The 21,319-nt window shown below is 67.3% G+C and carries 24 protein-coding genes, 1 tRNA gene and 1 pseudogene; 14 read left to right on the forward strand and 12 right to left on the reverse strand.

The genetic code is table 11. From position 1 onward, the window contains the following. Positions 1-210 precede the first annotated feature (210 nt). The 4 genes from A5698_RS02600 (at position 211) to A5698_RS02615 (ending at position 1,841) form a co-directional block, all read left to right on the forward strand. Complete coding sequence (locus A5698_RS02600) at positions 211-711, forward strand: Rv2240c family protein (protein WP_068293144.1); 501 nt, start codon at positions 211-213, stop codon at positions 709-711. Positions 712-835: 124 nt separating this feature from the next. After that, entirely contained in the window at positions 836-1,264 is a 429-nt protein-coding gene (locus A5698_RS02605; protein WP_067087880.1) for a DUF3052 domain-containing protein, read from the forward strand. Further along, complete coding sequence (locus tag A5698_RS02610; protein WP_068292935.1) at positions 1,261-1,725, forward strand: peroxiredoxin; 465 nt, start codon at positions 1,261-1,263, stop codon at positions 1,723-1,725. Before A5698_RS02605 ends, A5698_RS02610 begins: the two co-directional genes overlap by 4 nt. 44 nt (positions 1,726-1,769) lie before the next feature. Next, positions 1,770-1,841: transfer RNA gene (locus A5698_RS02615), tRNA-Val, on the forward strand. An 18-nt stretch (positions 1,842-1,859) separates the two neighbouring features. Here A5698_RS02615 and A5698_RS02620 read toward each other — a convergent pair. Genes A5698_RS02620 through A5698_RS02640 form a run of 5 tightly spaced genes read right to left on the reverse strand, consistent with a single transcriptional unit; the run spans position 1,860 to position 6,064 of the window. After that, positions 1,860-2,726, reverse strand: a complete 867-nt coding sequence (locus tag A5698_RS02620; RefSeq protein ID WP_068292938.1) for a bile acid:sodium symporter family protein — start codon at positions 2,724-2,726, stop codon at positions 1,860-1,862. Positions 2,727-2,749: 23 nt separating this feature from the next. Next, entirely contained in the window at positions 2,750-3,754 is a 1,005-nt protein-coding gene (locus tag A5698_RS02625) for a hypothetical protein (protein WP_068292941.1), read from the reverse strand. Beyond that, positions 3,751-5,094: a Dyp-type peroxidase gene (locus tag A5698_RS02630; RefSeq protein WP_068292944.1), complete on the reverse strand. Its 1,344-nt coding sequence runs from the start codon at positions 5,092-5,094 to the stop codon at positions 3,751-3,753. The genes A5698_RS02625 and A5698_RS02630 overlap by 4 nt, the downstream gene beginning before the upstream one ends. Then, entirely contained in the window at positions 5,091-5,498 is a 408-nt protein-coding gene (locus A5698_RS02635; protein ID WP_068292946.1) for a YybH family protein, read from the reverse strand. Before A5698_RS02635 ends, A5698_RS02630 begins: the two co-directional genes overlap by 4 nt. 5 nt (positions 5,499-5,503) lie before the next feature. After that, positions 5,504-6,064, reverse strand: coding sequence for a hypothetical protein (locus A5698_RS02640; protein WP_068292949.1), 561 nt, complete (start codon positions 6,062-6,064; stop codon positions 5,504-5,506). A 218-nt stretch (positions 6,065-6,282) separates the two neighbouring features. On the opposite strand from A5698_RS02640, the gene putP reads away from it, so the two are divergent. Then, complete coding sequence (gene putP / locus A5698_RS02645) at positions 6,283-7,779, forward strand: sodium/proline symporter PutP (protein ID WP_068292953.1); 1,497 nt, start codon at positions 6,283-6,285, stop codon at positions 7,777-7,779. Here the strand turns inward: putP and A5698_RS02650 are convergent. Then, positions 7,776-8,171 carry a VOC family protein gene (locus tag A5698_RS02650; RefSeq protein WP_068292956.1) on the reverse strand — a complete coding sequence of 132 codons (396 nt, stop codon included), beginning with the start codon at positions 8,169-8,171 and terminating at the stop codon, positions 7,776-7,778. The two genes, putP and A5698_RS02650, sit on opposite strands and share 4 nt — an antisense overlap. A 25-nt stretch (positions 8,172-8,196) precedes the next feature. Continuing rightward, the gene (locus A5698_RS02655) at positions 8,197-9,024 is read right to left on the reverse strand and encodes an oxygenase MpaB family protein (protein ID WP_068292961.1); all 828 of its coding nucleotides are present in this window, start codon (positions 9,022-9,024) and stop codon (positions 8,197-8,199) included. A gap of 36 nt (positions 9,025-9,060) precedes the next feature. Here A5698_RS02655 and A5698_RS02660 point away from each other — a divergent pair, with 36 nt between their 5' ends. Further along, positions 9,061-10,032, forward strand: a complete 972-nt coding sequence (locus A5698_RS02660) for a cobalamin biosynthesis protein (protein WP_068292965.1) — start codon at positions 9,061-9,063, stop codon at positions 10,030-10,032. Here A5698_RS02660 and A5698_RS02665 read toward each other — a convergent pair. The 3 genes from A5698_RS02665 to A5698_RS02675 are packed head-to-tail and all read right to left on the reverse strand — an operon-like array spanning position 9,986 to position 12,004. Then, a complete protein-coding gene (locus tag A5698_RS02665; RefSeq protein WP_068292969.1) occupies positions 9,986-10,813 on the reverse strand; it encodes an SURF1 family cytochrome oxidase biogenesis protein in 828 nt (275 codons plus the stop codon). The genes A5698_RS02660 and A5698_RS02665 overlap by 47 nt on opposite strands. Further along, complete coding sequence (locus A5698_RS02670) at positions 10,813-11,307, reverse strand: low molecular weight protein-tyrosine-phosphatase (RefSeq protein WP_068292971.1); 495 nt, start codon at positions 11,305-11,307, stop codon at positions 10,813-10,815. The genes A5698_RS02665 and A5698_RS02670 overlap by 1 nt, the downstream gene beginning before the upstream one ends. Further along, positions 11,300-12,004, reverse strand: coding sequence for an HAD-IA family hydrolase (locus tag A5698_RS02675; protein WP_502688863.1), 705 nt, complete (start codon positions 12,002-12,004; stop codon positions 11,300-11,302). The genes A5698_RS02670 and A5698_RS02675 overlap by 8 nt, the downstream gene beginning before the upstream one ends. Positions 12,005-12,059: 55 nt before the next feature. On the opposite strand from A5698_RS02675, the gene cobC reads away from it, so the two are divergent. The 4 genes from cobC to A5698_RS02695 are packed head-to-tail and all read left to right on the forward strand — an operon-like array spanning position 12,060 to position 16,025. Then, positions 12,060-13,085 (forward strand): Rv2231c family histidinol phosphate aminotransferase CobC, encoded by a 1,026-nt coding sequence (gene cobC / locus A5698_RS02680; RefSeq protein ID WP_068292974.1) that lies wholly within the window; start codon positions 12,060-12,062, stop codon positions 13,083-13,085. Continuing rightward, positions 13,082-14,200, forward strand: coding sequence for a Nif3-like dinuclear metal center hexameric protein (locus A5698_RS02685; RefSeq protein ID WP_068292979.1), 1,119 nt, complete (start codon positions 13,082-13,084; stop codon positions 14,198-14,200). Before cobC ends, A5698_RS02685 begins: the two co-directional genes overlap by 4 nt. A 2-nt stretch (positions 14,201-14,202) precedes the next feature. Further along, a complete protein-coding gene (locus A5698_RS02690) occupies positions 14,203-14,940 on the forward strand; it encodes a zinc ribbon domain-containing protein (protein ID WP_068292981.1) in 738 nt (245 codons plus the stop codon). Next, positions 14,937-16,025 (forward strand): bifunctional RNase H/acid phosphatase, encoded by a 1,089-nt coding sequence (locus A5698_RS02695; protein ID WP_068292984.1) that lies wholly within the window; start codon positions 14,937-14,939, stop codon positions 16,023-16,025. Before A5698_RS02690 ends, A5698_RS02695 begins: the two co-directional genes overlap by 4 nt. Here the strand turns inward: A5698_RS02695 and A5698_RS02700 are convergent. Further along, positions 16,022-16,594, reverse strand: coding sequence for a helix-turn-helix domain-containing protein (locus A5698_RS02700; protein ID WP_068292987.1), 573 nt, complete (start codon positions 16,592-16,594; stop codon positions 16,022-16,024). The genes A5698_RS02695 and A5698_RS02700 overlap by 4 nt on opposite strands. A gap of 47 nt (positions 16,595-16,641) precedes the next feature. Between A5698_RS02700 and A5698_RS02705 the strand changes: the two genes are divergently transcribed. Then, positions 16,642-17,598 (forward strand): NAD(P)/FAD-dependent oxidoreductase, encoded by a 957-nt coding sequence (locus A5698_RS02705; protein WP_068292990.1) that lies wholly within the window; start codon positions 16,642-16,644, stop codon positions 17,596-17,598. Beyond that, a complete protein-coding gene (locus A5698_RS02710) occupies positions 17,585-18,211 on the forward strand; it encodes an SAM-dependent methyltransferase (RefSeq protein ID WP_068292994.1) in 627 nt (208 codons plus the stop codon). The genes A5698_RS02705 and A5698_RS02710 overlap by 14 nt, the downstream gene beginning before the upstream one ends. Positions 18,212-18,233: 22 nt before the next feature. On the opposite strand, the pseudogene A5698_RS02715 reads toward A5698_RS02710, so the two are convergent. Then, a pseudogene (locus A5698_RS02715) lies at positions 18,234-18,949 on the reverse strand (2OG-Fe(II) oxygenase). Between the two features lie 126 nt (positions 18,950-19,075). On the opposite strand from A5698_RS02715, the gene A5698_RS02720 reads away from it, so the two are divergent. Both A5698_RS02720 and lpqN read left to right on the forward strand, forming a co-directional pair. After that, positions 19,076-20,524: an HNH endonuclease signature motif containing protein gene (locus A5698_RS02720; protein WP_068292996.1), complete on the forward strand. Its 1,449-nt coding sequence runs from the start codon at positions 19,076-19,078 to the stop codon at positions 20,522-20,524. A 99-nt stretch (positions 20,525-20,623) separates the two neighbouring features. Further along, positions 20,624-21,313 carry an envelope biogenesis lipoprotein LpqN gene (lpqN, locus tag A5698_RS02725; RefSeq protein WP_068292999.1) on the forward strand — a complete coding sequence of 230 codons (690 nt, stop codon included), beginning with the start codon at positions 20,624-20,626 and terminating at the stop codon, positions 21,311-21,313. Positions 21,314-21,319 lie beyond the last annotated feature (6 nt).

Raw genomic sequence — 21,319 nt, forward strand, 5'->3', positions numbered from 1 at the left:
GCCGACGACGATCATGGCTGCGGCGGCCGACAGGCCGACCACGAGTGCACCGATCCGCAGCGGTTTCTGCACCAGCGCACCAATCACCACGGCTGCAGACGTTACCGGGTCGCTCTGTCGATCGCCGGTTCATTCCAGTCGGCAACCCCGCTGGTGCAGAAACCGCTGCGGATCGGTGCACTCGTGGTCGGCCTGTCGGCCGCCGCAGCCATGATCGTCGTCGGCTGCAGCAGCGTCACCAAGGGCTCCGCACAGGTCGACAGGGCCGAGGCGCCGGTGTACCGGGCGTCGGTGACGGCGTCTCTCGAGGAGTCGGCCGCCAGTTCCAGCGCCAGGGAGTCCGAACGGCAGTCGTCGATCACCAAGGAGGCGATCCACTCGTCGTGCGAGACGCTGAGCTCGACCAGCGTCGACGCGATCACCGCGGTCAACGCTTACGTTGACGCGGTCAACCGGAACGCCAGCGATGTGCCGGCCAAGGCGCGGCCTGCGAGCGATGCCCTGAACCACAGCGCCGATATGGTCGCGCGCAGCATCGCCGATACGGTGGGCCCCGAACTCAAGGACGCGCTGAACGGCTGGGTGGACTCCGCCAGGGACGTGGCCACCGCGATCGCGGGCAACTACGGTCCCGACGAGTTCAACGACGCGATCACCCGGCTCAACGACACCAAGACCACCGCGCTCAACCTTTGCGACGCGGCGTATTGACCAACGTTGATAATTGACCAACCTTGCCGCCAGTCACGTGCGGGCATAGTGCTTCGTGCGACGATAGGGCGCAAGATAACGCCGAGCGCATTGTGCGCCCGAGCCGGCTGAAGGAGGACCGACCGTGGTCGCGGCGGATGACGCCCCGAACTACGCCCACAGACTGGGCATCCAAAAAGATCAGGTTGTACAGGAACTGGGCTGGGACGAGGACGTCGACGACGACATCCGAGCCGACATCGAGGAAGCGTGCGGCGGTGAGCTGCTCGACGAAGATGCCGACGAGGTCATCGACGTCGTGCTGCTCTGGTGGCGCGACGACGACGGAGACCTCGTGGATGCGCTGATGGACGCCATCACCCCGCTGGCCGACGACGGCGTCATCTGGGTGGTGACCCCGAAGACCGGCAAGCCCGGCCACGTCCAACCGGCCGAGATCGCCGAGTCGGCGCCCACCGCCGGACTGATGCAGACGTCCTCGGCCAACCTCGGCGACTGGATCGGCACGCGGCTGGTGCAGCCGAAGTCGAAGGCCGCCGGGAGGAGAGGGTGATCGCGGTCGGCGCGGAAGCGCCCGACTTCACGCTCAAGGACCAGAACGGTCAGCCCGTCACGCTGAGCAGCTTTCGCGGCTCGAAGAACGTGCTTCTGGTGTTCTTCCCGCTGGCGTTCACCGGCATCTGCCAGGGTGAGCTCGACGAGATCCGCGACCGGCTGCCCGAGTACGAGAACGACGACACCGTGACACTGGCGATCTCGGTGGGGCCGCCGCCCACCCACAAGGTGTGGGCGACCGAGAGCGGGTTCACGTTCCCGGTGCTGTCCGACTTCTGGCCGCACGGCGCGGTGGCGTCGGCGTACGGCGTGTTCAACGAGGACGCCGGGATCGCCAATCGCGGGACGTTCGTCGTCGACCGCGAGGGAATCATCCGCTTCGCCGAGATGAAGCAGCCGGGGGAGGCCCGGGACCAGGCGCTGTGGACTGACGCGCTGGCGGCGCTGCGCTCCGGCTGACGAATTTCCTGTCGCAGGTCATGGCCGTGTAGCTTGCCCTGCAAGGGCGCGTAGCTCAGTGGTAGAGCTCTGGTTTTACACACCAGCGGTCGGCGGTTCGATACCGTCCGCGCCCACCCTTCTTTCGCTCACGGTCACGTGGTCACTTCCGGCGACTGACTTCGTCTGGCCATGAAGCGCGACAACGGCAGGAGGACCAGGAGACTCGTTATCGCGACGACGACCACCATGACCACGACGCTGGGGTCGCTGAAGCTCTGGCCGCCGACCACGAGCGCCGCGGCGATATTGCGCTGGGCTGTTCCCAGCCCCAGCACGACGCGGGTGTCAGCGCCTGTCCCTCCTGCCGCCCATCCCACGACGTATCCAAGTGCGATGAACAGCAAGCCGGCCAGGATGGCGCGGGTGCCAAAGACGGAAAGCACCTTGCCGAAGTTCACCACCACCAACAGCACCACGACGAGTACAAGGCCGAGGCTGGACAACCGGTCGAACAGCGGTTTCGCGCGCGCGGCGACAGCGGGCCACTTCGCGTTGATGCCAAGCGCGATCGCCAAGGGTAGAAGCATCAACACGACGAGCGATCGCGCGATTCTCGCCGGGTCAACCGAGACGCCTGGCAGCAGCAAGGGCAACACCAGCGGCAGATAGCCCACCGTAACGATCATCAGCAACACCATCAGGGCGACCGCGAACGCCAAGTTTCCGTGGGCGATCTCGGCGAGCTTGGGGAGAAACGGAGCGCCGGCAGCCACACCCAGCAATAGCAACCCGATGCTGAAGGGCTCGTCGAGTCGCAGTATCCGGGTGATCGCGATCGCGCCAGCGGGCACCGCGACGAAGTTGACCAGCACCGACATCGTCACCAAGCGAGGATTCTTCAGCGGAGCCGCTAGTTGCGCGATCTTGAGCCCAAGCCCCATTGCGATCATGCTCGACACGACGAAGACAAGCGTCGCAACGGGAACGGCCCTCTCGAGGACTTCAAACTGGCCGGTCATCCGGCCAATATCTGCATGGTCGTTTACTTCATGGTGGCTAGATTGTGCCAGAGATTGCGCAGGCTATCGGTGCCGCCGAAGAGGGTGGTGAAGTGTGTCGAGTCGATCAGCACGATGTCGCCGGCTCGCTCACCCGCAGGTGGCATCCAAATCAGGGCATTGAATTCGGTTTTGCCCTCGGAGGTGAACGGGTGCGGTCTAGTGGGGTCCACGCGTTGTCTCCCCAGCACTCTCAGGCCGTCACTCTCGGGTGCGGTGAGTTCGTAGTGCGGTAGGTGGGGGTGGAAGTTGAAGGTCGTCACGCTGTCGAGCAGTCGGGCGGTGTCAAGATCACGAAATCCGTTCAGCGGGGCAATCTCCCGGGTGCCCTCGACAACTGCCGGGCGTAAACCCCACGTGTTGTGGACCGGTACGCCGAGCGCCTTCATCAGCGAGCGGGTGTACTGGCCGAACCGCTGTTGGCGGGGTACCAGCGGGTCGCCGTGGTGGGCGAATTCCACGGCGCGCTGGTCGAAGTCGTCGGTGAAGCCGACGTCGTGGTGCGGCGCCAGCAGCAGGCAGGTGCCCTCCCGCTGCAACCACTGCCTGATGGCGGCTATCTCGTCAGCGGTCGCCTCCTGTTCCGACAAGATGTGGTCGAGACCGAAAACCATCAGTGTGTCGGTGTCGGCGAGGATGCGTTCGTCGATCGGCAGCTGATAGCCGGCTTGATCGATGCGCTGGAACACCGCCACAGGATGGCCGGTCGCCTCACCGGCGAGATCTTGGAAGGCCAGCGTCGACCGGTGGAACAGTTCCAGAGTTCCGGCGATGCCCTGCAGGAAGTGGGCTTCGTCGTACTCGACCGTCTCGTAGTTGGGCCACAACGCGTTTCGCACTTCTGTCATGGTGGAAAAGCGGTTGTACATCTCGCGGGGACTACGCTGTGCTTCCCACGGGTAGCTCCACGTCCAGTAGATGCTGATCCGTCGGCGGCCGTCATGCGCGCGCGCGACGTGCCCTTGATTGTAAGTGCGGGCAGTGGTCATGATGTTTCTCCCAGCGTTGCCAGGTACCTCAAGCCGCCCATACCGGGCAGAAAGAAGTAGGCCCCACCTCGCAGCGTGGTGAACGCCGGGATTCCCTTGTGCACCTTGCGGATGGGGCGCTTCGGCACGGTGAAGTCCAATGTGCCGTCCTGCGTCCCGGCGATAGGGTCGTGTTCGTTGTCGAGTTCGTGGAAGGTTTTGTCGTTCATCCAGACGTTTTGGGCGAACTCGAACTGCCGCACCAGGTCGGCGCAGATGATGAACGCGGCGATACCACGTTCGACACCATCGTCGGGCGCGCCCTCGGCTAACGCGGGGCCATAGGTCGCGCCACGGCGGATCATCCGCCGGCGGTTCATGTAGTGGGCCGTGTCCCGGGGATTGAGTCGTCTCGCGTGCGATCCGAGCGGGCACGCGTATCCGAACGGATCCATCTCTTTGTAGTTGAAGTCGTTGTTGCGCATCGGATCGGCGCCGAGTTCGGGATCATCCTTGGCAGGCGCGAGGACAAGCGGGGCGCCGCTTCGCCAGCGGCCCATGAACTTCGCTGCAAGAAGTTCTTCTTCGTCGGCGTCTTTTGAGTTCGCGCGCAAATAGTCACGGAACGTGCCGACGTGTTCCTCGAGCCGGCGGTAGGCCATATAGCTGCCGTTGCGCGACAACGCCTCGGGCTGGGGGAGATCAGCGACGGGGCCGTTCTCGTCGGGATAACCGAGAATGAATTCGCCTGGCGCCAAGGGCGCACCGGACCCCGGCGTCGGTTCCTCGCCGGAGCCCTTCATCACCGGCTGCGACAACCGGTCGCGGAAGCCGAAGTGATCGTGCGCGTAGTTGAACGGCGGAGTCGCGTTCAGGTCCAAGTGCGAGAGGCTGCGTACGCCGTCCAAGCTTGCCAAGAGTGCATCGTGGTTGGCGATAGACACTCGGTACTGCTCGTCGGTCCGCGAGAACAGGATCGCAATGGCATGCAGATCGTCGCCCGCGAGCCCGCCGAGCCAGTGCTGCGGTGCGGCCGCGCCCGTGTCACCCAGGATGCCGGCACGAGCCGCCATGCCCTCACGGAACGCATCAGGAAACGTGGCCAGTGAGTCCTCAGGAACTCCCAGTGCGCGCAAGCCCTGCCAGGTGAAGGCCAGGGTGACCCAGCGGTTCGACGTGTCCATCGTGGTACGGACATCGGCGGCGGATTGGACCTTGTCAAGCAGCGCGCTGACGTAGGCGCGCCCGCTTGCGGGCGTGTCGAATGTGAGGAATTCGTACCGTCCGGTGATAGCCGGAGTGCGGGTCAGCAGGATGTGCTGAATGTCGTCGAGTTCGAGTGCACTGGTTGTCGATGTCACTGCTGCTGCGTGCCTTTCGTCCATGACCAGGCGGTGATGCGCCAGTCGTTTCCCACGCGGCGAAGGGCGGCTGTGAAAAATGCGCCCGTCTGCGTCACCGTGGTGCCCTTGAGGCTGATGGTCATCGTCGCCGGCATCGCGAGGTAGGCGCGATCACCGGTTACTGCGTGATGCCGCGGTTCGCCGAGGGTGACGGCGTAGCCGGACGCGCCCTGATGTTCGCCTTCGATCAGCACGTCGCGGTACCAAGTTTGGGTGGCTGACGGACCCAACCAGACGTGCGGCGCCATGCCGTCCAAAATCACACCCTCGGAGTCGAACATCGATTCCATGCCGGCGATGTCGCCGCGGTTGAACGCTTCGACATAGCGGCTGACCGCGACCAGAGGGTCGGACGTGCCCACGGCAGCTACTGCATCTGATCGAGCATGGTGGAGAACGCGGCTTTGAGCCGCAGCGCCTTCTTGATCTCGTCGGCGGTCACAAATGGGTACTCGCCATACTCGAGGAAACTCGGAACCTGGTGTTCACGAACGAATTTCACGAACGATTCCGGATTTTCCTTCCAGTCCTCGGGGAACCCTTCGAGGTTGGTGAACACGGTCGTGATACCCGTGGCGCTGAACAGCTGGACGGCATCCTCGGTGTACTTATCGAAGTCGGTGTCGAAGATGCCTTGGTATTGGAAATGCAGTCCTGAGCCGACGTCGAAAAGTTGCCAACGCAGGTAATGCAGACGAAGCGGGGCCAGCGCATCGGGACTGGCCGCGATCGTCTCCTCGATGGTCTTGCCGTAGGCGCGGACAGCTTCTTCACGGCCTTCTTTGACCTTCGCGATGATCGAGAAGCCGTAGCATGCCGGCGTCCGGGGGAACACTGGACCGTAACGACCCTGTTTGAGCTCGAAGTAACCCTCTTCAGGGATGGCCATCGCGGCTGGCTTGGACCAATCTTGATTGCCTGCGGACATGTCCAGCCCCCGTCGTGAACCCGGATGAATCCGGATGTCTGAACGCTAGCACTGGACTGACACCCGGGCGGGGCAATTAGCTTTCGCGGGCGTGATCCGGAGGCGCGCGCCGACACGGTTGGCATGCAGGTGCGACGACTGCCGATACCGTCCGCGCCCACCAGATTTCTCATACGATCGGATGGCCCGCAGGTCCCTTCGACGGAACGAGACGACCCATATCCGACACCGCGTTCCAGATGCTGGCGATCGGTCTGTACTTCGCCGTGATGCTCGCGATCGGCTTCTACGCCTACCGGCAGACCAGCGACCTCGACGACTACATGCTCGGTGGACGCAGGCTCCCTCCGACCGTCGCCGCCCTTTCGGCCGGCGCCTCCGACATGTCCGGATGGCTGCTACTCGGGGTCCCCGGCGCGATCTATGCGTCCGGTCTGCTCGAGTCGTGGATCGTGATCGGCCTGGTGATCGGCGCCTGGCTGAACTGGAAATTCGTTGCGCCGCGGCTGCGGACCTACACCGAGATCGCCAACAACTCGATCACCGTGCCGAGCTTCTTCGAGAACCGGCTGCGCGACAAGTCCCATGTCCTGCGGATCTCGGCGGGCACCATCATCCTGGTCTTCTTCACGTTCTACGTGTCCTCCGGCATGGTCGCCGGCGGTGTGTTCTTCGAGTCGTCGTTCGGTTCGTCCTATCTGACGGGCATGCTGCTGGTCGCGGGAGTCACCCTGTGCTACACGCTGTTCGGCGGTTTCCTCGGTGCCTCACTCACCGATGTCGCGCAGGGGCTGCTGATGTTGGCCGCGCTGGTCACGATCCCCATCGCCGCGATCATCGTCACCGGCGGGCCGGGCGAGGTGGTCGATCTGGTTCGTGCCGCGGACGCCGCGCACAACGCCGCGGATCCCGGTGACGAAATGCACCGCACGTCACTGTTCTTCGGGGGAAGCTTCCTCGCCATCGTCTCGGCGGCGGCGTGGGGACTCGGCTACTTCGGCCAGCCGCACATCATCGTCCGGTTCATGGCGATGCGCTCGTCCGCCGATGCCAAGGCCGGTCGTCGCATCGGTATCAGCTGGATGGTCCTCACCTCGGTGGGTGCGATCACCACCGGCTTCGTGGGCCTGGCGTACTTCTTCAAAGAGGGTGTGACGCTGGACAATCCCGAAACCGTGTTCCTGCGCCTGGCGCAGGCGATGTTCCATCCGCTGGTCGCCGGGATCGTGCTCGCAGCGGTGCTGGCGGCCATCATGTCGACGATCTCCTCGCAGCTCATCGTGTGCTCGTCGGCACTCGTCGAAGACATCTACCGGGCGTTCGGCAAGGAGGCCAATCCGACGAGGCTGGTCACCTACGGTCGGCTCGGGGTCCTGACGGTCGCGGTGGTCGCGGTCCTGTTGGCACTCAACCCCGATGACACGATCCTCGATCTCGTCGGCTTCGCGTGGGCCGGCTTCGGCGCCGCGTTCGGACCGCTGATCATCCTGTCGCTGTTCTGGCGCAAGCTCACCTCGGCCGGTGCGATCGCCGGCATGATCGCCGGCGCGGTGGTGGTCGGCATCTGGGGTCAGATCGAGGCGCTGTCGAGCGCGATGTACGAGATCGTCCCCGGATTTATCGCGTGCCTCGCGGTCGCCGTGGCGGTATCGCTGATGACCGCCCGCGAGAACGACGAGATCCAGCGCGAATTCTCCGAGATGGCTGCCAATTAGCTCGGCGGAGCGAAGAACTCCAGCGCGATGCCGTCGGGGTCGCGGAAGCTGAGCCCCGAACCGTACGGCGCATCCACGATGTCCCCGTGTTCGACACCGAGCTTGTCGAAGCGCTCCACCCAGCCCTCGAGCTCGCTGCGGCTCGCGCACCCGAAGCCGACATGGTCGAGACCCGAGTGGAATTCGGTGAACTGCTCGTCGGGCACCGACCGGTCGTGTTCGTGGATGCCGAACAGCGTGCCGTTGTCGAATTGCCACACCACATGGCGGAATCCGGTGTCGGTGTGTTCGTCGAGGGCCGGTTCCTCCCCGATCAGTTCCTGGTACCACGGCGCGCTGACCGCGAGGTCACGCACCGTCAGGGCGACGTGGTTCAGTGACGGAAAGGGCATGGTGCCTCCTGATTTTCTGATCGGTTCACACGACTCGCCTGCCGAGGCGCGCCCGGGTCCGCATATCCCAGAGGTACAACCGGTAGCCGAGAAGCCAGACATCGCGCGGGACGACGCGGTCGACGACGCGCAGCCCGGTCAACAGTGTCTCGAACCTGCGCTGCTGACGGCCCGACCACGGCAGCTGCATGTGCTCACGGAACTCCTGAGGCAGGAAGCCGGTCGTCGCGAACAGGTTGAACCGGCCCGCCAGCAGCCGCAGCGGAGCGGGCAGGAACACCATCGCAGCCACCCCGTGCAGATGCTCACGCACCGGTTCGTCGATGCGCAGTTCGTCCAGCGAGCGTTTCCAGTATTCGTCGAACGCGGCGCGGTCCGGCGGCCACATGTCCTCGCGCACCTGCAGCGTGGTGCCCAGCTTCCTCGCGTCGTGGTAGATCGCGTCGGCCGCCTCGTCGTCGAGCGGGCCGTACAAGAACTCGTGCTGGTCGACGTAGTAGCGGTACAGGCAGGCGGCCACCCACAACTGCAACCGAGGGTCGAAAGCCTTGTACGACACCGGGCTTGACGGAGTGGATCGCACCAGCGCGTGCACGCGGTCGACCTCGTCGCGGATCAGCCTGCGATCGCTCTCGGTGCCCATCGTCGCCACCGCGAGATATGTGCCGGTGGTGCGGGCCCGCTTGAACGGATGCTTGTAGACATTGCCGCTGTCGACCGGGCTCTCGAGCACCCCATAACCCACCCCAGGCGAGGTCAACTGCATGATCACGTTGGCCGCCGGTGCCAGCACAGCCGCGGGATTGAGCAGATCGACGACGCGCCTCGGGCGGCGCGGTGGCCCGAACCTCATGCGTTCGAGTAGATCACCTTGTGAGACGCTCGCGGAGTGTTTGCGCAGACCTCACGCCCGCGCGCAGTGGGGATTGCGGCCGGATATGCCGCCGACCGGGTGTTCGGCGATCCCCGTCGCGGACACCCCGTAGCGCTCTTCGGCGGTGCGGCAGCGGCTTTGGAGCGTCGCACCTACGCCGACGACCGCGCGGCGGGCGCGCTGTATACCGCCGCCCTGCTCGGCACGCTCTCGCTGCTCGGAATCGCGGCGGAGCGGGCGTCGCGGCGGGGCGCTGCGTCGGTCGTCGTCACCACCGCCGCGTCGGTGTTCGTCGCACTGGGCGGGACCTCCCTGGCCCGCGCCGGAAACCAGATGGCGGGTCACCTCGAGCGGGGCGACGTCGACGCGGCCCGCCGCCTGCTGCCCTCATTGTGTGGACGCGACCCGTCGGTGCTCGACGAGGCGGGACTTGCGCGGGCTGCGCTCGAGTCGGTCGCGGAGAACACCTCCGACGCGCACGTGGCGCCGCTGCTGTGGGCGGCGGTCGGCGGGGTCCCCGGTGTCCTGGTGTACCGCGGCGCGAACACCCTCGACGCGATGATCGGCCACAAGTCGCCTCGCTACCGGCGGTTCGGTTGGGCGGCAGCGCGTTTCGACGACGCCGCGAACTATCTCGCCGCGCGGGTGACCGCGGTGCTGGCGGCCGTGTGTGCACCGGTGGTGGGCGGCTCGCCGGTCGCGGCCCTGCGCGCGTGGAAGCGCGACGCGCGACGCCATCCCAGCCCGAACGCGGGTGTCGCGGAGGCGGCCTTCGCGGGGGCGCTGGGGGTGCGGCTCGGCGGGCCGACGCAGTACGCCCACGAACTCGAGATCCGCCCCACCCTCGGCGACGGTCCGCCGCCGCAGGCCGCCGATCTGCGGCGGGCCGCGCGGTTGTCGCGGGCGGTTCAGGGGGCCGCGGCGTTGGCCGCGATCGGGCTCAGCGCCGCCGGCCGTACCGGTCGGCGAGCTTGTCCTCCGTGCTGAGCGGCGCGTCGGGCTTGGCTTGCGCCGCCTCCCGTGCGGCCTTCTCCAGCCTGCGCTGGCGCACCTCGGCGTAGATGAAGTAGCCCAGCCCGATCGGCGCGATGATGCCGAACGCGATCCACTGGATGCCGTACGACAGGAACGGTCCGGCGTCGAGGTGGGGCAGCGGGATCGCGCCGAGCCCACCCGGCTGGTCGGGCTCCAACTGCAGATACGAACCGGCCAGCGGGATACCGGTGAGCGACGAGATCTGTCCGGTGTTGATCGAGTACACCTGCTGGATGCCGTCCTGGCGGAACGGCTCCTTGCCCTGGGCCAGCCCCTCGGAGTCGCGCAGCCGCGCGGCGATGGTGACCGTACCGTCCGGCGCCGGCGGGATCTCGGGCACGCCCGAAGCCTGTATCGGCCGGACGTATCCGCGGTCGACCAGGACGGTCGGCCCGCCGTCGACCGCGAACGGCACGAGCACCTCGAACGCGGGTTCACCTTCGACCATGCGCAGCCGCGCGAGCACCTGCCCCTCGGGCAGATAGCGCCCGCTCGCCGTGACGCGTCGCCACTGGTCCTCCGGTGCCGCCGAATCTTGCTCTGGCAGTAGAGAAGTGAGCGGTACGGGATCGGCCTTCAGCGAATGCGAGATCTGCGCGTTCTCGCGCGAGGTCTTGGAGTTCTTGCCCAGCTGCCACGGCGCCAGCACCGTGAAGCACAGGTAGGCGAAGCCCGCCACCACGACGAACAACGCCAGCCATGACGGCCGCAGCAGGAACGTCCACCGGCGCATCAGCTGGCGAGCCCCCTGCCGGCGAGTTGCGCGTCGACCCATTTGTGCAGGCCGGGCAGCGACGCCTCGATGACGGCGAAGACGTCCTCGAAGTCGGCGTGGTCGCCGTAGTAGGGGTCCTCGACGTCCAGCGCATGGGCGCCCGATCGCGGATCGAACGACCGCAGCATCCGGATCCGGTCGGCGGGCACACCAAGGTCGTTGAGCATCCGAACGTGGTTGCGGCCCAGCGCGATCACCAGGTCGGCGGACATGTGATCCTCGTTGACCTGCGCGGCGCGATGCGCGGTCGGATACCCGTGCTCGCGCAACACGTGCGTGGCCCTGCGGTCGGCGGGTTCACCCGCGTGCCAACCGCCGGTGCCCGCGCTGGTCACCCGGACCACATGGCCCAGGCCGCGCTCCGAGATCTGATGGGCGAACATCTTCTCGGCCATCGGCGACCGGCAGATGTTGCCCGAGCAGACGAACGTCACGTGCAGCAGTTCAGACACCCAACACCTCACGCAGGTCCGCAACCGTCGCGACGTGCGCGGCCGGCGCGGCGGCGTCGGGCTCGTCGAAATCGCCCTTGCCGTAGCCCCACCCGACGATCACGGTGTCGATTCCGTGTGCGGCGGCGCCTTCGACGTCATGTGACCGGTCGCCGACCATGAGGGTCCGCTCGGGCACGGTGCCCAGTTGGGTCAACGCGTGGGCGACGACGTCGACCTTGCGGGCGCGCGAGCCGTCGACACTCGCGCCGGCGATCACCTCGAAGCAGTCGGCGAGGCCGAAGTGCGCGAGGATCCGCTGGGCGGTCGGCTCGGCCTTAGAGGTGGCGACGGCCAGCCGCACACCGGCCGCGCGCAGGTCGGCGAGCAGCGCCGGGATGCCGTCGAAGACCTCGTTCATCGCCCAGCCGCGGTCGACGTAGTCGGCGCGGTAGGCCGCGATCGCCTCGTCGGTCTTCGCCCCGAGGCCGAGGCGCCCCAGCGTGTGGTGCATCGGCGGGCCGACAATCATCGTGGCGAGGTCGCCATCGGGCACCTTGGCGCCCACGGATCCCAGCGCGTGGCGAAAGCTCGAGACGATGCCCTGCGCCGAGTCGGTCAGGGTGCCGTCGAGGTCGAAGATCACCAGTTCGGGGCGGGTCGCCTCGGTTGCGGGGGACGGGCCGGTGGACAGGCCGGTCGACAGCGTGTCGGTCACGCGTCCATTCTCCCCGATCGCAGAACTCCGCCGGTCGGCGCACTAGTGTCGTGCTGTGGCGAGTCCTTCGCGCGCTGCCGCGCGCTACCACGGCGACCAGGCCGTCGCGCCCGGGATGCTGGACTTCGCCGTCAACGTCCGCACCGACGCGCCGCCGTCGTGGCTGGTCGACCGCCTGGCGGCCCGGCTGAGCGAGTTGGGCAGGTATCCGGGCGCCGCCGACGAGCAGCGCGCGCTCGAGGCGGTCGCGCGCAGGCACGGCCGTCCCGTCGACGAGGTCGCGCTGCTGGCGGGCGCCGCCGAGGGCTTCGCGCGCCTGGCCGACCTGCGACCCCGGCGGGCCGTGCTGATCGCGCCGTCGTTCACCGAACCGGAGGCGGCGCTGGCCGCGGCCGGGGTCCCCTTCACCCACGTGGTGTTCCAACCGCCGTACACCCTTCGCGCGGACGCGGTGCCCGACGACGCGGACCTCGTCGTCGTGGGGAACCCGACGAATCCGACCGGAGTGCTGCACACCCGCGAGCAGGTGCGCGCGCTGCGGCGCCCGGGCCGCATCGTGGTGGTCGACGAGGCGTTCGCCGACGCGATACCCGGTGAACCCGAATCGCTGGCCGGCGAGGCGCTGCCCGACGTCGTGGTGCTGCGCAGTCTGACCAAGACGTGGGCGCTGGCGGGGCTGCGGGTCGGCTACGCGCTCGGCCCGTCCGAGGTGCTGGTGCGGCTGACGGCGCGCCGGCCGCACTGGCCACTGGGCACGCTGCAATTGGAGGCCATCGCCGCGTGCAACTCGCCGGAGGCGGTGGCCGAGGCCGACCGTGCCGCCCGGCGCCTGACGGAGGTGCGCGCCGAGATGGTGGCCGGATTGACTAGCATCGGCGTGCATGTCGTCTGCGGTTCGGCCCCCTTCGTCCTGTTCTCCGTGCCGGATGCCGAACTGATGCGAAAATATCTGGACCGCAAAGGCATTGCGGTGCGCCGCTGCGACACGTTCGTCGGGCTCGACGGCGGCCAGTTCCTGCGCGCGGCGGTCCGGCCCGAATGGCCGGTGCTGGTCGAGGCGATGACCGAGGCGCTGCGATGAGCGCGTGTCTCGGCGACATCATCGACGTGTTGGAGGCGGCGTATCCGCCGGAGTTGGCGCAGGACTGGGATTCGGTCGGCCTGGTCTGCGGGGACCCGTCGGAGACGGTCGAGACGGTGACGGTGGCCGTCGACGCCACCGCCGACGTCGTCGCGGAGGTGCCCGACCGGGGCCTGCTGCTCGCGCATCACCCCCTTCTGCTGCGCGGGGTCGACACCGTGGCGGCCAGCACCGCCAAGGGCGCCCTGATCCACCGGCTGATTCGCAGCGGACGGGCGCTGTTCACCGCCCATACCAATGCCGACTCCGCGTCACCCGGCGTTTCCGACGCGCTGGCCGAGACGCTCGGGCTGACCGTCGAAGAGGTGCTGGCCCCCGCGAGCGCGGAATCCGACCTCGACAAGTGGGTCGTCTTCGTACCCGCCGAGAACTCCGAGGCGCTGCGGGAGGCCATGTTCGCCGCGGGCGCCGGCCGCATCGGCGACTACTCGCACTGCTGCTGGACCACGACCGGCACGGGGCAGTTCCTGCCGCACGACGGCGCGTCACCGGCGATCGGCAGCGTGGGATCCGTCGAACACGTTCCCGAGGACCGGGTGGAGGTCATCGCCCCCGCACGATTGCGCGGTCATGTGCTGGCCGCGATGCGGGGGGCGCATCCCTATGAGGAACCCGCATTCGACGTCTTCGCGCTCGCACCGATCCCGGGTAATGCGGGCCCGGGGCGGATCGGGGTGCTGGACCGCCCGGAACCGTTGTCGGCGTTTGTGTCCCGCGTGCGTCGGGCGCTGCCCGCCACCTCCTGGGGGGTGCGCGCCGCCGGCGATCCGGACGCGCAGGTGTCGCGGGTCGCGGTGTGCGGCGGAGCGGGGGACTCGCTGCTCGGCCTCGTCGCCCGCACCGGTGTCGACGCGTACGTGACGGCGGATCTGCGGCACCATCCCGCCGACGAACATCGACGCGCCTCCGAAGTCGCGCTCGTGGACGTCGCGCACTGGGCCAGCGAGTACCCGTGGTGCGGCCAGGCCGCGGACCTGCTGCGGGCGCACTTCGGTGACGCACTGCCCGTGCGGGTCTCGGATGTGCGCACCGATCCATGGAACGTCGAAAGTTGAGTATGAAAGCTGACGTAGGACAACAACAGTCGCTACTCGAGTTGGCCGAACTCGATGCCACCCTCGCTCGCCTCGAGCACCGGGTGAAGAACCTCGCCGAACAGCGTCGGCTCGAGGAGGTTCAAGCCGCACACCGGGAGGCCAACGACCGGCTGGCCGCACTGCAGATCGCCATCGAGGATCTCGACGCGCAGGTCGCCAAGTTCGAATCCGAGATCGACTCGGTGCGCCAGCGCGAGGAGCGGGACCGAAAGCTGCTCGCGGGCGGGTCGGTGGATGCCAAACAGCTCACCGAGTTGCAGCACGAACTCGACACGTTGGAGCGCAGGCAGGCCGCGCTGGAGGATTCTCAGCTCGAGGTGATGGAGCGGCGCGAGGAGTTGCAGCGCGACCAACAAGAGGCTTTGACGAAGATCGACGACCTGCAGCACGATCTGGGCGTCGCGCAGACCGCCTGCGATGAGGTGCGCTCCGAATTGGATCAGCATCGTCACCAGAGCCTGTCGCGGCGCGATGAGCTGGTCGCGGCGCTCGACGCCGATCTGGTGGGGCTCTACGAACGCCAGCGCGCCCGCGGCGGCGCGGGTGCTGGTCAGTTGCAGGGCCGCCGGTGCGGCGCGTGCCGGATCGAGATCGACAAGGGGGAGTTGGCGCGGATCTCCGCGGCGGCCGACGACGAGGTGCTCCGTTGCCCCGAATGCGGTGCGATCCTGTTGCGGGTCAAGGGGTTCGGCGCGTGAAGGTGATCGTCGAGGCGGACGGCGGTTCGCGCGGGAACCCCGGGCCGGCCGGCTACGGGTCGGTGGTGTGGTCGGCCGACCACGGCGCGGTGCTCGCCGAGAGCAAGGAAGCGATCGGGCGCGCCACCAACAACGTCGCCGAGTACCGGGGCCTGATCGCCGGGTTGAGCGAGGCGGCGAGCCTGGGTGCCACCGAGGTCGACGTGTTGATGGACTCGAAGCTGGTGGTGGAGCAGATGTCTGGCCGGTGGAAGGTCAAGCACCCGGACATCGCGCCTCTGCACCAGCAGGCCACGGCGCTGGCGGCCCGGTTCGACCGCGTGACCTATCAGTGGATTCCGCGCGCGGAGAACAGCCACGCCGACCGGTTGGCCAACGAGGCGATGGACGCGGCGGCCGAAATGCCCACGAGTGGGGAGGAATCCAAGCCGCATCAGGCGTCGAACCCCACCGCGTGGAGCGGTGCGCGGGGTGCGCCGACGCGGTTGCTGTTGCTCCGCCACGGCCAGACCGAATTGTCTGTCGACCGTCGGTATTCGGGACGCGGCAACCCGGCGCTGACCGACCTCGGGCGTCGTCAGGCCGAAGCCGCCGCGCAGTACCTCGGGCAGCGGGGCGGCGTCGCAGCGGTCGTCACGTCGCCGTTGCAGCGCGCCTACGACACCGCGGCGGCGGCGGCCAAGGTGCTGGGGCTCGACGTCACCGTGGACGACGATCTGATCGAGACCGATTTCGGAGCGTGGGAGGGTCTGACGTTCACCGAAGCAGCGGAACGGGATCCGGATCTGCACCGGCGCTGGCTGCGCGATACTTCCCTGGCGCCCCCGGAGGGTGAGAGCTTCGATTCCGCGGCCGAGCGGGTCGGAAGGGCCCGGGCGCGGATCATCACCGAGCATGCGGGGGAGACGGTGCTGGTGGTGTCGCACGTGACGCCGATCAAGACGCTGCTGCGGATGGCGCTCGACGGGGGCCCGAACATCCTGTACCGCCTGCACCTCGACCTCGCGTCGTTGTCGATCGCCGAGTTCTATCCCGACGGTGCGGCATCGGTGCGGCTGGTCAATCAGACGGCGTACCTGGACTAGTCGTGTAAGTGGAGCCGCTCGCCGTGCGGCCCGAAGATGGTGATGGCCTCGACCGGGCCGTCGACCGCGCCGAACCAGTGGGGTGTCCATGTCGAGAATTCCACCGCCTCACCGGGTTTCACGGTGAAGTCCCGTTCGCCGAGGATCAGACGCAGCTGACCGGACAGTACGTACATCCAGTCCTGGCCCTCGTGCACGGGGAGTTCGGTGGGCGGGTTGCGGCGCCGGGCACTGATCCGGATCTTGAACGCGTGTAGACCGCCTGCGGCCTGTCGGGTCAGCGGCCAGTAGGTGATCCCGTGTGCGGTGTGAGATCCGCTGCGCACCCGCGGATCCTCGGCTTCCGGGGCGCGAAGCAGTTCGTCGGTGCTGACCGACAGCGCTGCGGCCAGTCTCGGCAGGTGGTCCAGGGCGAGGCGGCGCTTGCCGGATTCCAGCCGGCTCAGCGTCGACACGTCGATGTTCGAGCGCCGGGCGACCTCTTCGAGGGTCAGGCCGTGCCGGGTGCGCAGTTCGCGCAGTCTGCGGCGCACCCGGGCGTCGACGCCGTCCTCATCGTTTGCCTGCATGGCAATAGAGCTTGGCATCCTGGGTGAAGCGAATGCAAGGTGGTCGTATGGACAAAGATTGGGATTGCGTGATCGTCGGCGGCGGTGCCGCCGGGTTGAGCGCCGCATTGGTGCTCGGCCGGGCCCGGCGCCGCACACTGCTGGTCGATGCGGGTGCGCAGAGCAACCTGGCCGCGCATGGCATCGGCGGGCTGCTGGGCCATGACGGCCGACCGCCCGCGGAACTGTACGCGTTGGGCCGCGAAGAATTGTCGGCGTATCCGTCCGTGGAGGTCGTGGCGGGCGACATCGTCGCCGGTGAGCGAGCCGAGAACGGGTTGGTCCTGCGGATGGACGACGGCCGGGTCGAGCGGACCAGGCGGGTGTTGTTGGCCACCGGTATGGAGTACCGGCCGCCGTCACTGCCTGGGCTGGCGGAGCTGTGGGGACGGTCGGTGTTTCACTGCCCGTTCTGCCACGGATGGGAAGTGCGCGATCAGCCTCTGGCGGTGCTGGCGCGTGGTGAGCGCGCGGTGCATTCGTCGCTGCTGTTGCGTCTCTGGAGCGACGACGTCATTCTGCTGACCGATGGTCCGGCCGATCTCGATGACGCGCAGCGTGAACGGCTGGCCGCGGCGGGTGTGATGATCGATGAGCGGCCGGTAGCCGAATTGGATTCCGCGGCAGGAGATCTGACGGCCATCGTGTTCGCCGACGGCGACCGGTTGCCGCGCAAGGGTCTTCTGGTGGCGACGACGTTGCACCAGCGGTCACCGCTCGCCGAGCAACTGGGCGCCGCTGCGGCGGAGCCGACGCCGCTGGCGCCAAACCCGGTTCAGGTCGATGCTCTGTATCGGACCAGTGCGCAACGGGTTTTCGCCGCCGGTGATGTGGTCGCCCAGATGCCGCAGGTGGCCACCGCGGTGGCGTCCGGCTCGGCCGCGGCCGCCGCCGTCGTGCAGAGCCTGATGGAGGAGGATTTCCCGGCGGTCGTGCTGGAAGGGAGTGGATATGTCAACGCCTGACGCCAAACAACATTGGGAAGAGCGCTACAGCTCGCAGGACCGGATCTGGAGCGGGCGGCCGAACGTTCGCCTCGTTGAGGTCACCTCGAACCTCGAGCCCGGGACCGCGCTGGACCTGGGCAGCGGCGAGGGCGGGGACGCGATGTGGCTCGCCGAACGGGGATGGCGGGTCCTCGCCGTCGACATCGCAGAAACCGCCTTGCAGCGCGCCGCCGAAGACGCCGCCGCGCGCGGGGTCGCCGACCGCATCGACTTCGCACAGCACGACCTCTTGGACAGTTTCCCCGAGGGCGAGTTCGATCTGGTGAACGCGCAGTTCCTGCACTCCACTTTCCCGCTCGACCGGACGGCGATCTTCGGCGCCGCGGCACGGGCGGTCCGTCCGGGCGGGCTCCTGCTGATCGTCGACCACGGGTCGCCGCCGCCGTGGCTGTCGGAGCTCCATGACCACCACCACACGTTCACGCCGCCCGAGGAGGTGGTCGCAGCGCTGAATCTCCCTGATTCCGAATGGGATCCGGCCGAGATCCGCAAACCGGTGCGTGACGTGACGACCCCGGACGGCGAGACCGCGCAGTGGGCCGACAACGTGATCGTGTTGCGGCGACGCTGAGCTACCCGCTGCATCGATCGGTTCATGCGGCGTCGTGGAAGATGAGCCCGAGCGTGTATCGCTCTCCGGAGCGCACCACCGACACCCCGTGCCGTACCGGCGCGGCGGACCATCCGCGCGCCGACCGCACGGCCGCTCCCGGGTGGTGAAGACGTAGCCGCGCCCGTGGGGCAGCAGGGTCGATGTGCCGCGCGACTGAGCGCGGGGGCGTTGTTCGACCAACAGGAACTCACCACCGGTGTGGTCGACGCCCGGTTCGCTGAGGTTGATCACGACCTGTAGCGGAAACACCAGATCGCCGTAGAGGTCTCGGTGCAGCGCATTCCAGTCACCGGGTCCGTATTTGAGCATGAGCGCGGTCGATTTGGTCTGGCCGGCGGCGTGGCAGATGTCGAGCCAGTCGTCGAATTGGTCGGGCCAAGGCGCGGGGCGGCCCAATCGGGCCCACCAGTCCCGCGCGATCGGGAGGAGCCGCGGATACAGCGCCCGCCTGAGCGCTTGGACCGGTTCGGGGTAGGGCTCGCGCAAGTAGCGGTACTCGCCCTCGCCGAAGCGGTGGCGGGCCATGTCGACGGTCGAACGGAAGCTCTCGTCGTCGATGTAGAGGCGCTTCAGCGCGGCGCTCTCGGGCTTGGTCAGTAGGCGTGGAAGCAGGACGCCGCCGGTGGCGTCGAGTTCGGTGACGACGGCGTCCCAATCGGCGGCGGCGACACGCGCGTGCCATTGCGAATGCGCCATTTGGCGATGCATACCCAGTAGACGCCCGGGATCGACATTTCGTGAGGTTCTCCCAGACAGCGAATTGATCCACAGGGTCACGATTTTCGTGTCGACACGTCAGTGGGCAGGACTAGTGTCGAAAGCATGTTCGAAGACGCCTCGGATGCCGATCTCATCACCTTCATGGGTGAAGAGGCGCGCGAGGAGTCGGCGGCGATGGGGCGCCGGTTGTCGTTGGTCGGTGAGTTGTTCGCCAGGCGCAATCCCGAGATGGTCGAGTCGCGGTTCTACGTGGCCGATGCGATCGCGGCGGTGGCGGCCGAGATCGCGCCGGTGCAGAACATCAGCCATGCGCGAGCGGTCGGTCAGGTCGAGGTCGCGATCGCACTGCGGGATCGGCTGCCGCAGGTCCTCAGGCGGTTCTGTCGGGGTGTGATCGATTATCGGATGGTGTCGACGATCGTCGCGCGCACCGAGAACGTCGACGACGACGTCATGGTGAACCTCGATGAGGCGTTGGCATGGCGGGTCGACAAGTGGATGAAGCTGTCCAAACCAAAGCTGCGCGACCGCATCGATCTGTTCATCGCCGAATTCGACCCCGCCGCGGTGCGGGTACCGCCGGAAGCCGATCAGCATCGCTACGTCGAGATCAGCCCTGTCGATACCGCGGGATTGGCGTTCCTGGGTGGCAAGTTGCGCGCCGAGGACGGTGCCTCGCTGGATGCGCGGCTGGATGCGTTGGCGGCCACCGTGTGTGAGAACGATCCGCGGACGAAGTCTCAGCGCCGTGCCGACGCCGTGGGTCCGCTGTCGCGGCTCGAGGCCACGCTGGCGTGTCAGTGTGGCTCCGACGAGTGCCCGGCGGCCGCCTACCGCGCCGCGGCGTCCGCGGCGGTGATCCATGTTCTCGCCGAGCAGGCCACGGTGGACGGGTCCGGGAACACGCCGGGATATCTGCCGGGTTTCGGGATTCTGCCGGCCGAGTCGGTCCGCGGGCTTGTGCGCAATGCCGAACTTAAGCCGGTTGACGTGCCGGCCGCCGACGCTGCCGTGGCGAACGGCAACGCCGGCACCGGGTATCGGCCCAGCGCCAAGTTGACCGACTTCCTGCAGTGGCGGGATCTGACGTGCCGCTGGCCCGGATGCGACAGGCCGGTGTCGAAATGCGATGTGGACCATACGGTGCCGTGGCCGTACGGTCCGACGCATCCGTCGAACACCAAGCACTACTGCCGTATTCACCATCTGATCAAGACGTTCTATTGCGGCAGCGGTGGCTGGAAGGATGAACAGCTTAGCGACGGCACAATCGTTCTCACCGCTCCGACCGGCCACGTGTACCGGTCAGAACCTCACGGCGCGAGCATGTTTCCCGTGCTCGGCCAGCCCACCGGCGTCCCCACGGTCGCCGCGCCTCCGCCCGAGAACCCCGACCGCATGGCAATGATGCCTCGCCGCAGACAAACCCGACAACAAGATCGCCTCGACCGCATCGACGCCGAACGGCGGCGACGGAGCGAGCTGATCGCCGAGGAGGAACGGCAGCATCAGGCGTGGCTCGCGGTCATCTACAAGCCCCCACCGTTCTGAAAATTGACGAAGTAGAAAATTTTCGGTGCTTACCCATTAGGCTCGCTTTCAAGATCAATCCTCGGCGTGTGAACAAGAACCGTAGGAGGCGGCGAGCCGATGAAGAATCTCCCCGTAGGGACGGCGGCGGGTCTTTTCGCCATCGCACTGAGCTTTGGACTCGTCGGCTGCGGTTCCGACGCTGATACGTCAGCAACGACCACGACATCGGCCACCAGCGAGACCGGCACGGCGACGGCCACACCCAGTCCCGCCGCCGACGACGACGACACGATCAACGAATACATCACCGACAGTGGGATCGCCGAAACGCCGATCAAGCCGGGGGAACCGGGAACCCCGACATTCGACTTCCCGCTGCCGCCCGGATGGAGCGACGCGGGTGAGGCGACGCCGGAATGGGCCTACGGCGCCATCGCCTACGACAGCCCGAAGGATCCGAATGACCCGCCGGACATGTACGCGATCGCCTCGAAGCTCACCGGCAACGTAGATCAGGCGAAGATCTTCGAATACGCCCCGGAGCAGCTGGAGGACATGGCCGAGTTCAAGCCGTTGGCGGCGCCCGAGAGGGGCAAACTCGGTGGCTTCGATGCCCTTTCGTACGCAGGCACGTTCATGAACGACGGCCAGAAGCGATTCGTCGCCCAGAAGACCGTCGTGGTGCCGGCATCGGACGGCATCTTCGTCCTGCAGCTGAATGCGGACAGTCCCGAAACCGAACAGAACGCCGTGCTCGACGCCATCAAGGTCATCGACGAACAGACGACCATCACCCCGCCGTCATGACCGGCC

Origin of the sequence: Mycobacterium sp. E136 (assembly GCF_001666865.1) — a bacterium.
Classification (GTDB): domain Bacteria; phylum Actinomycetota; class Actinomycetes; order Mycobacteriales; family Mycobacteriaceae; genus Mycobacterium.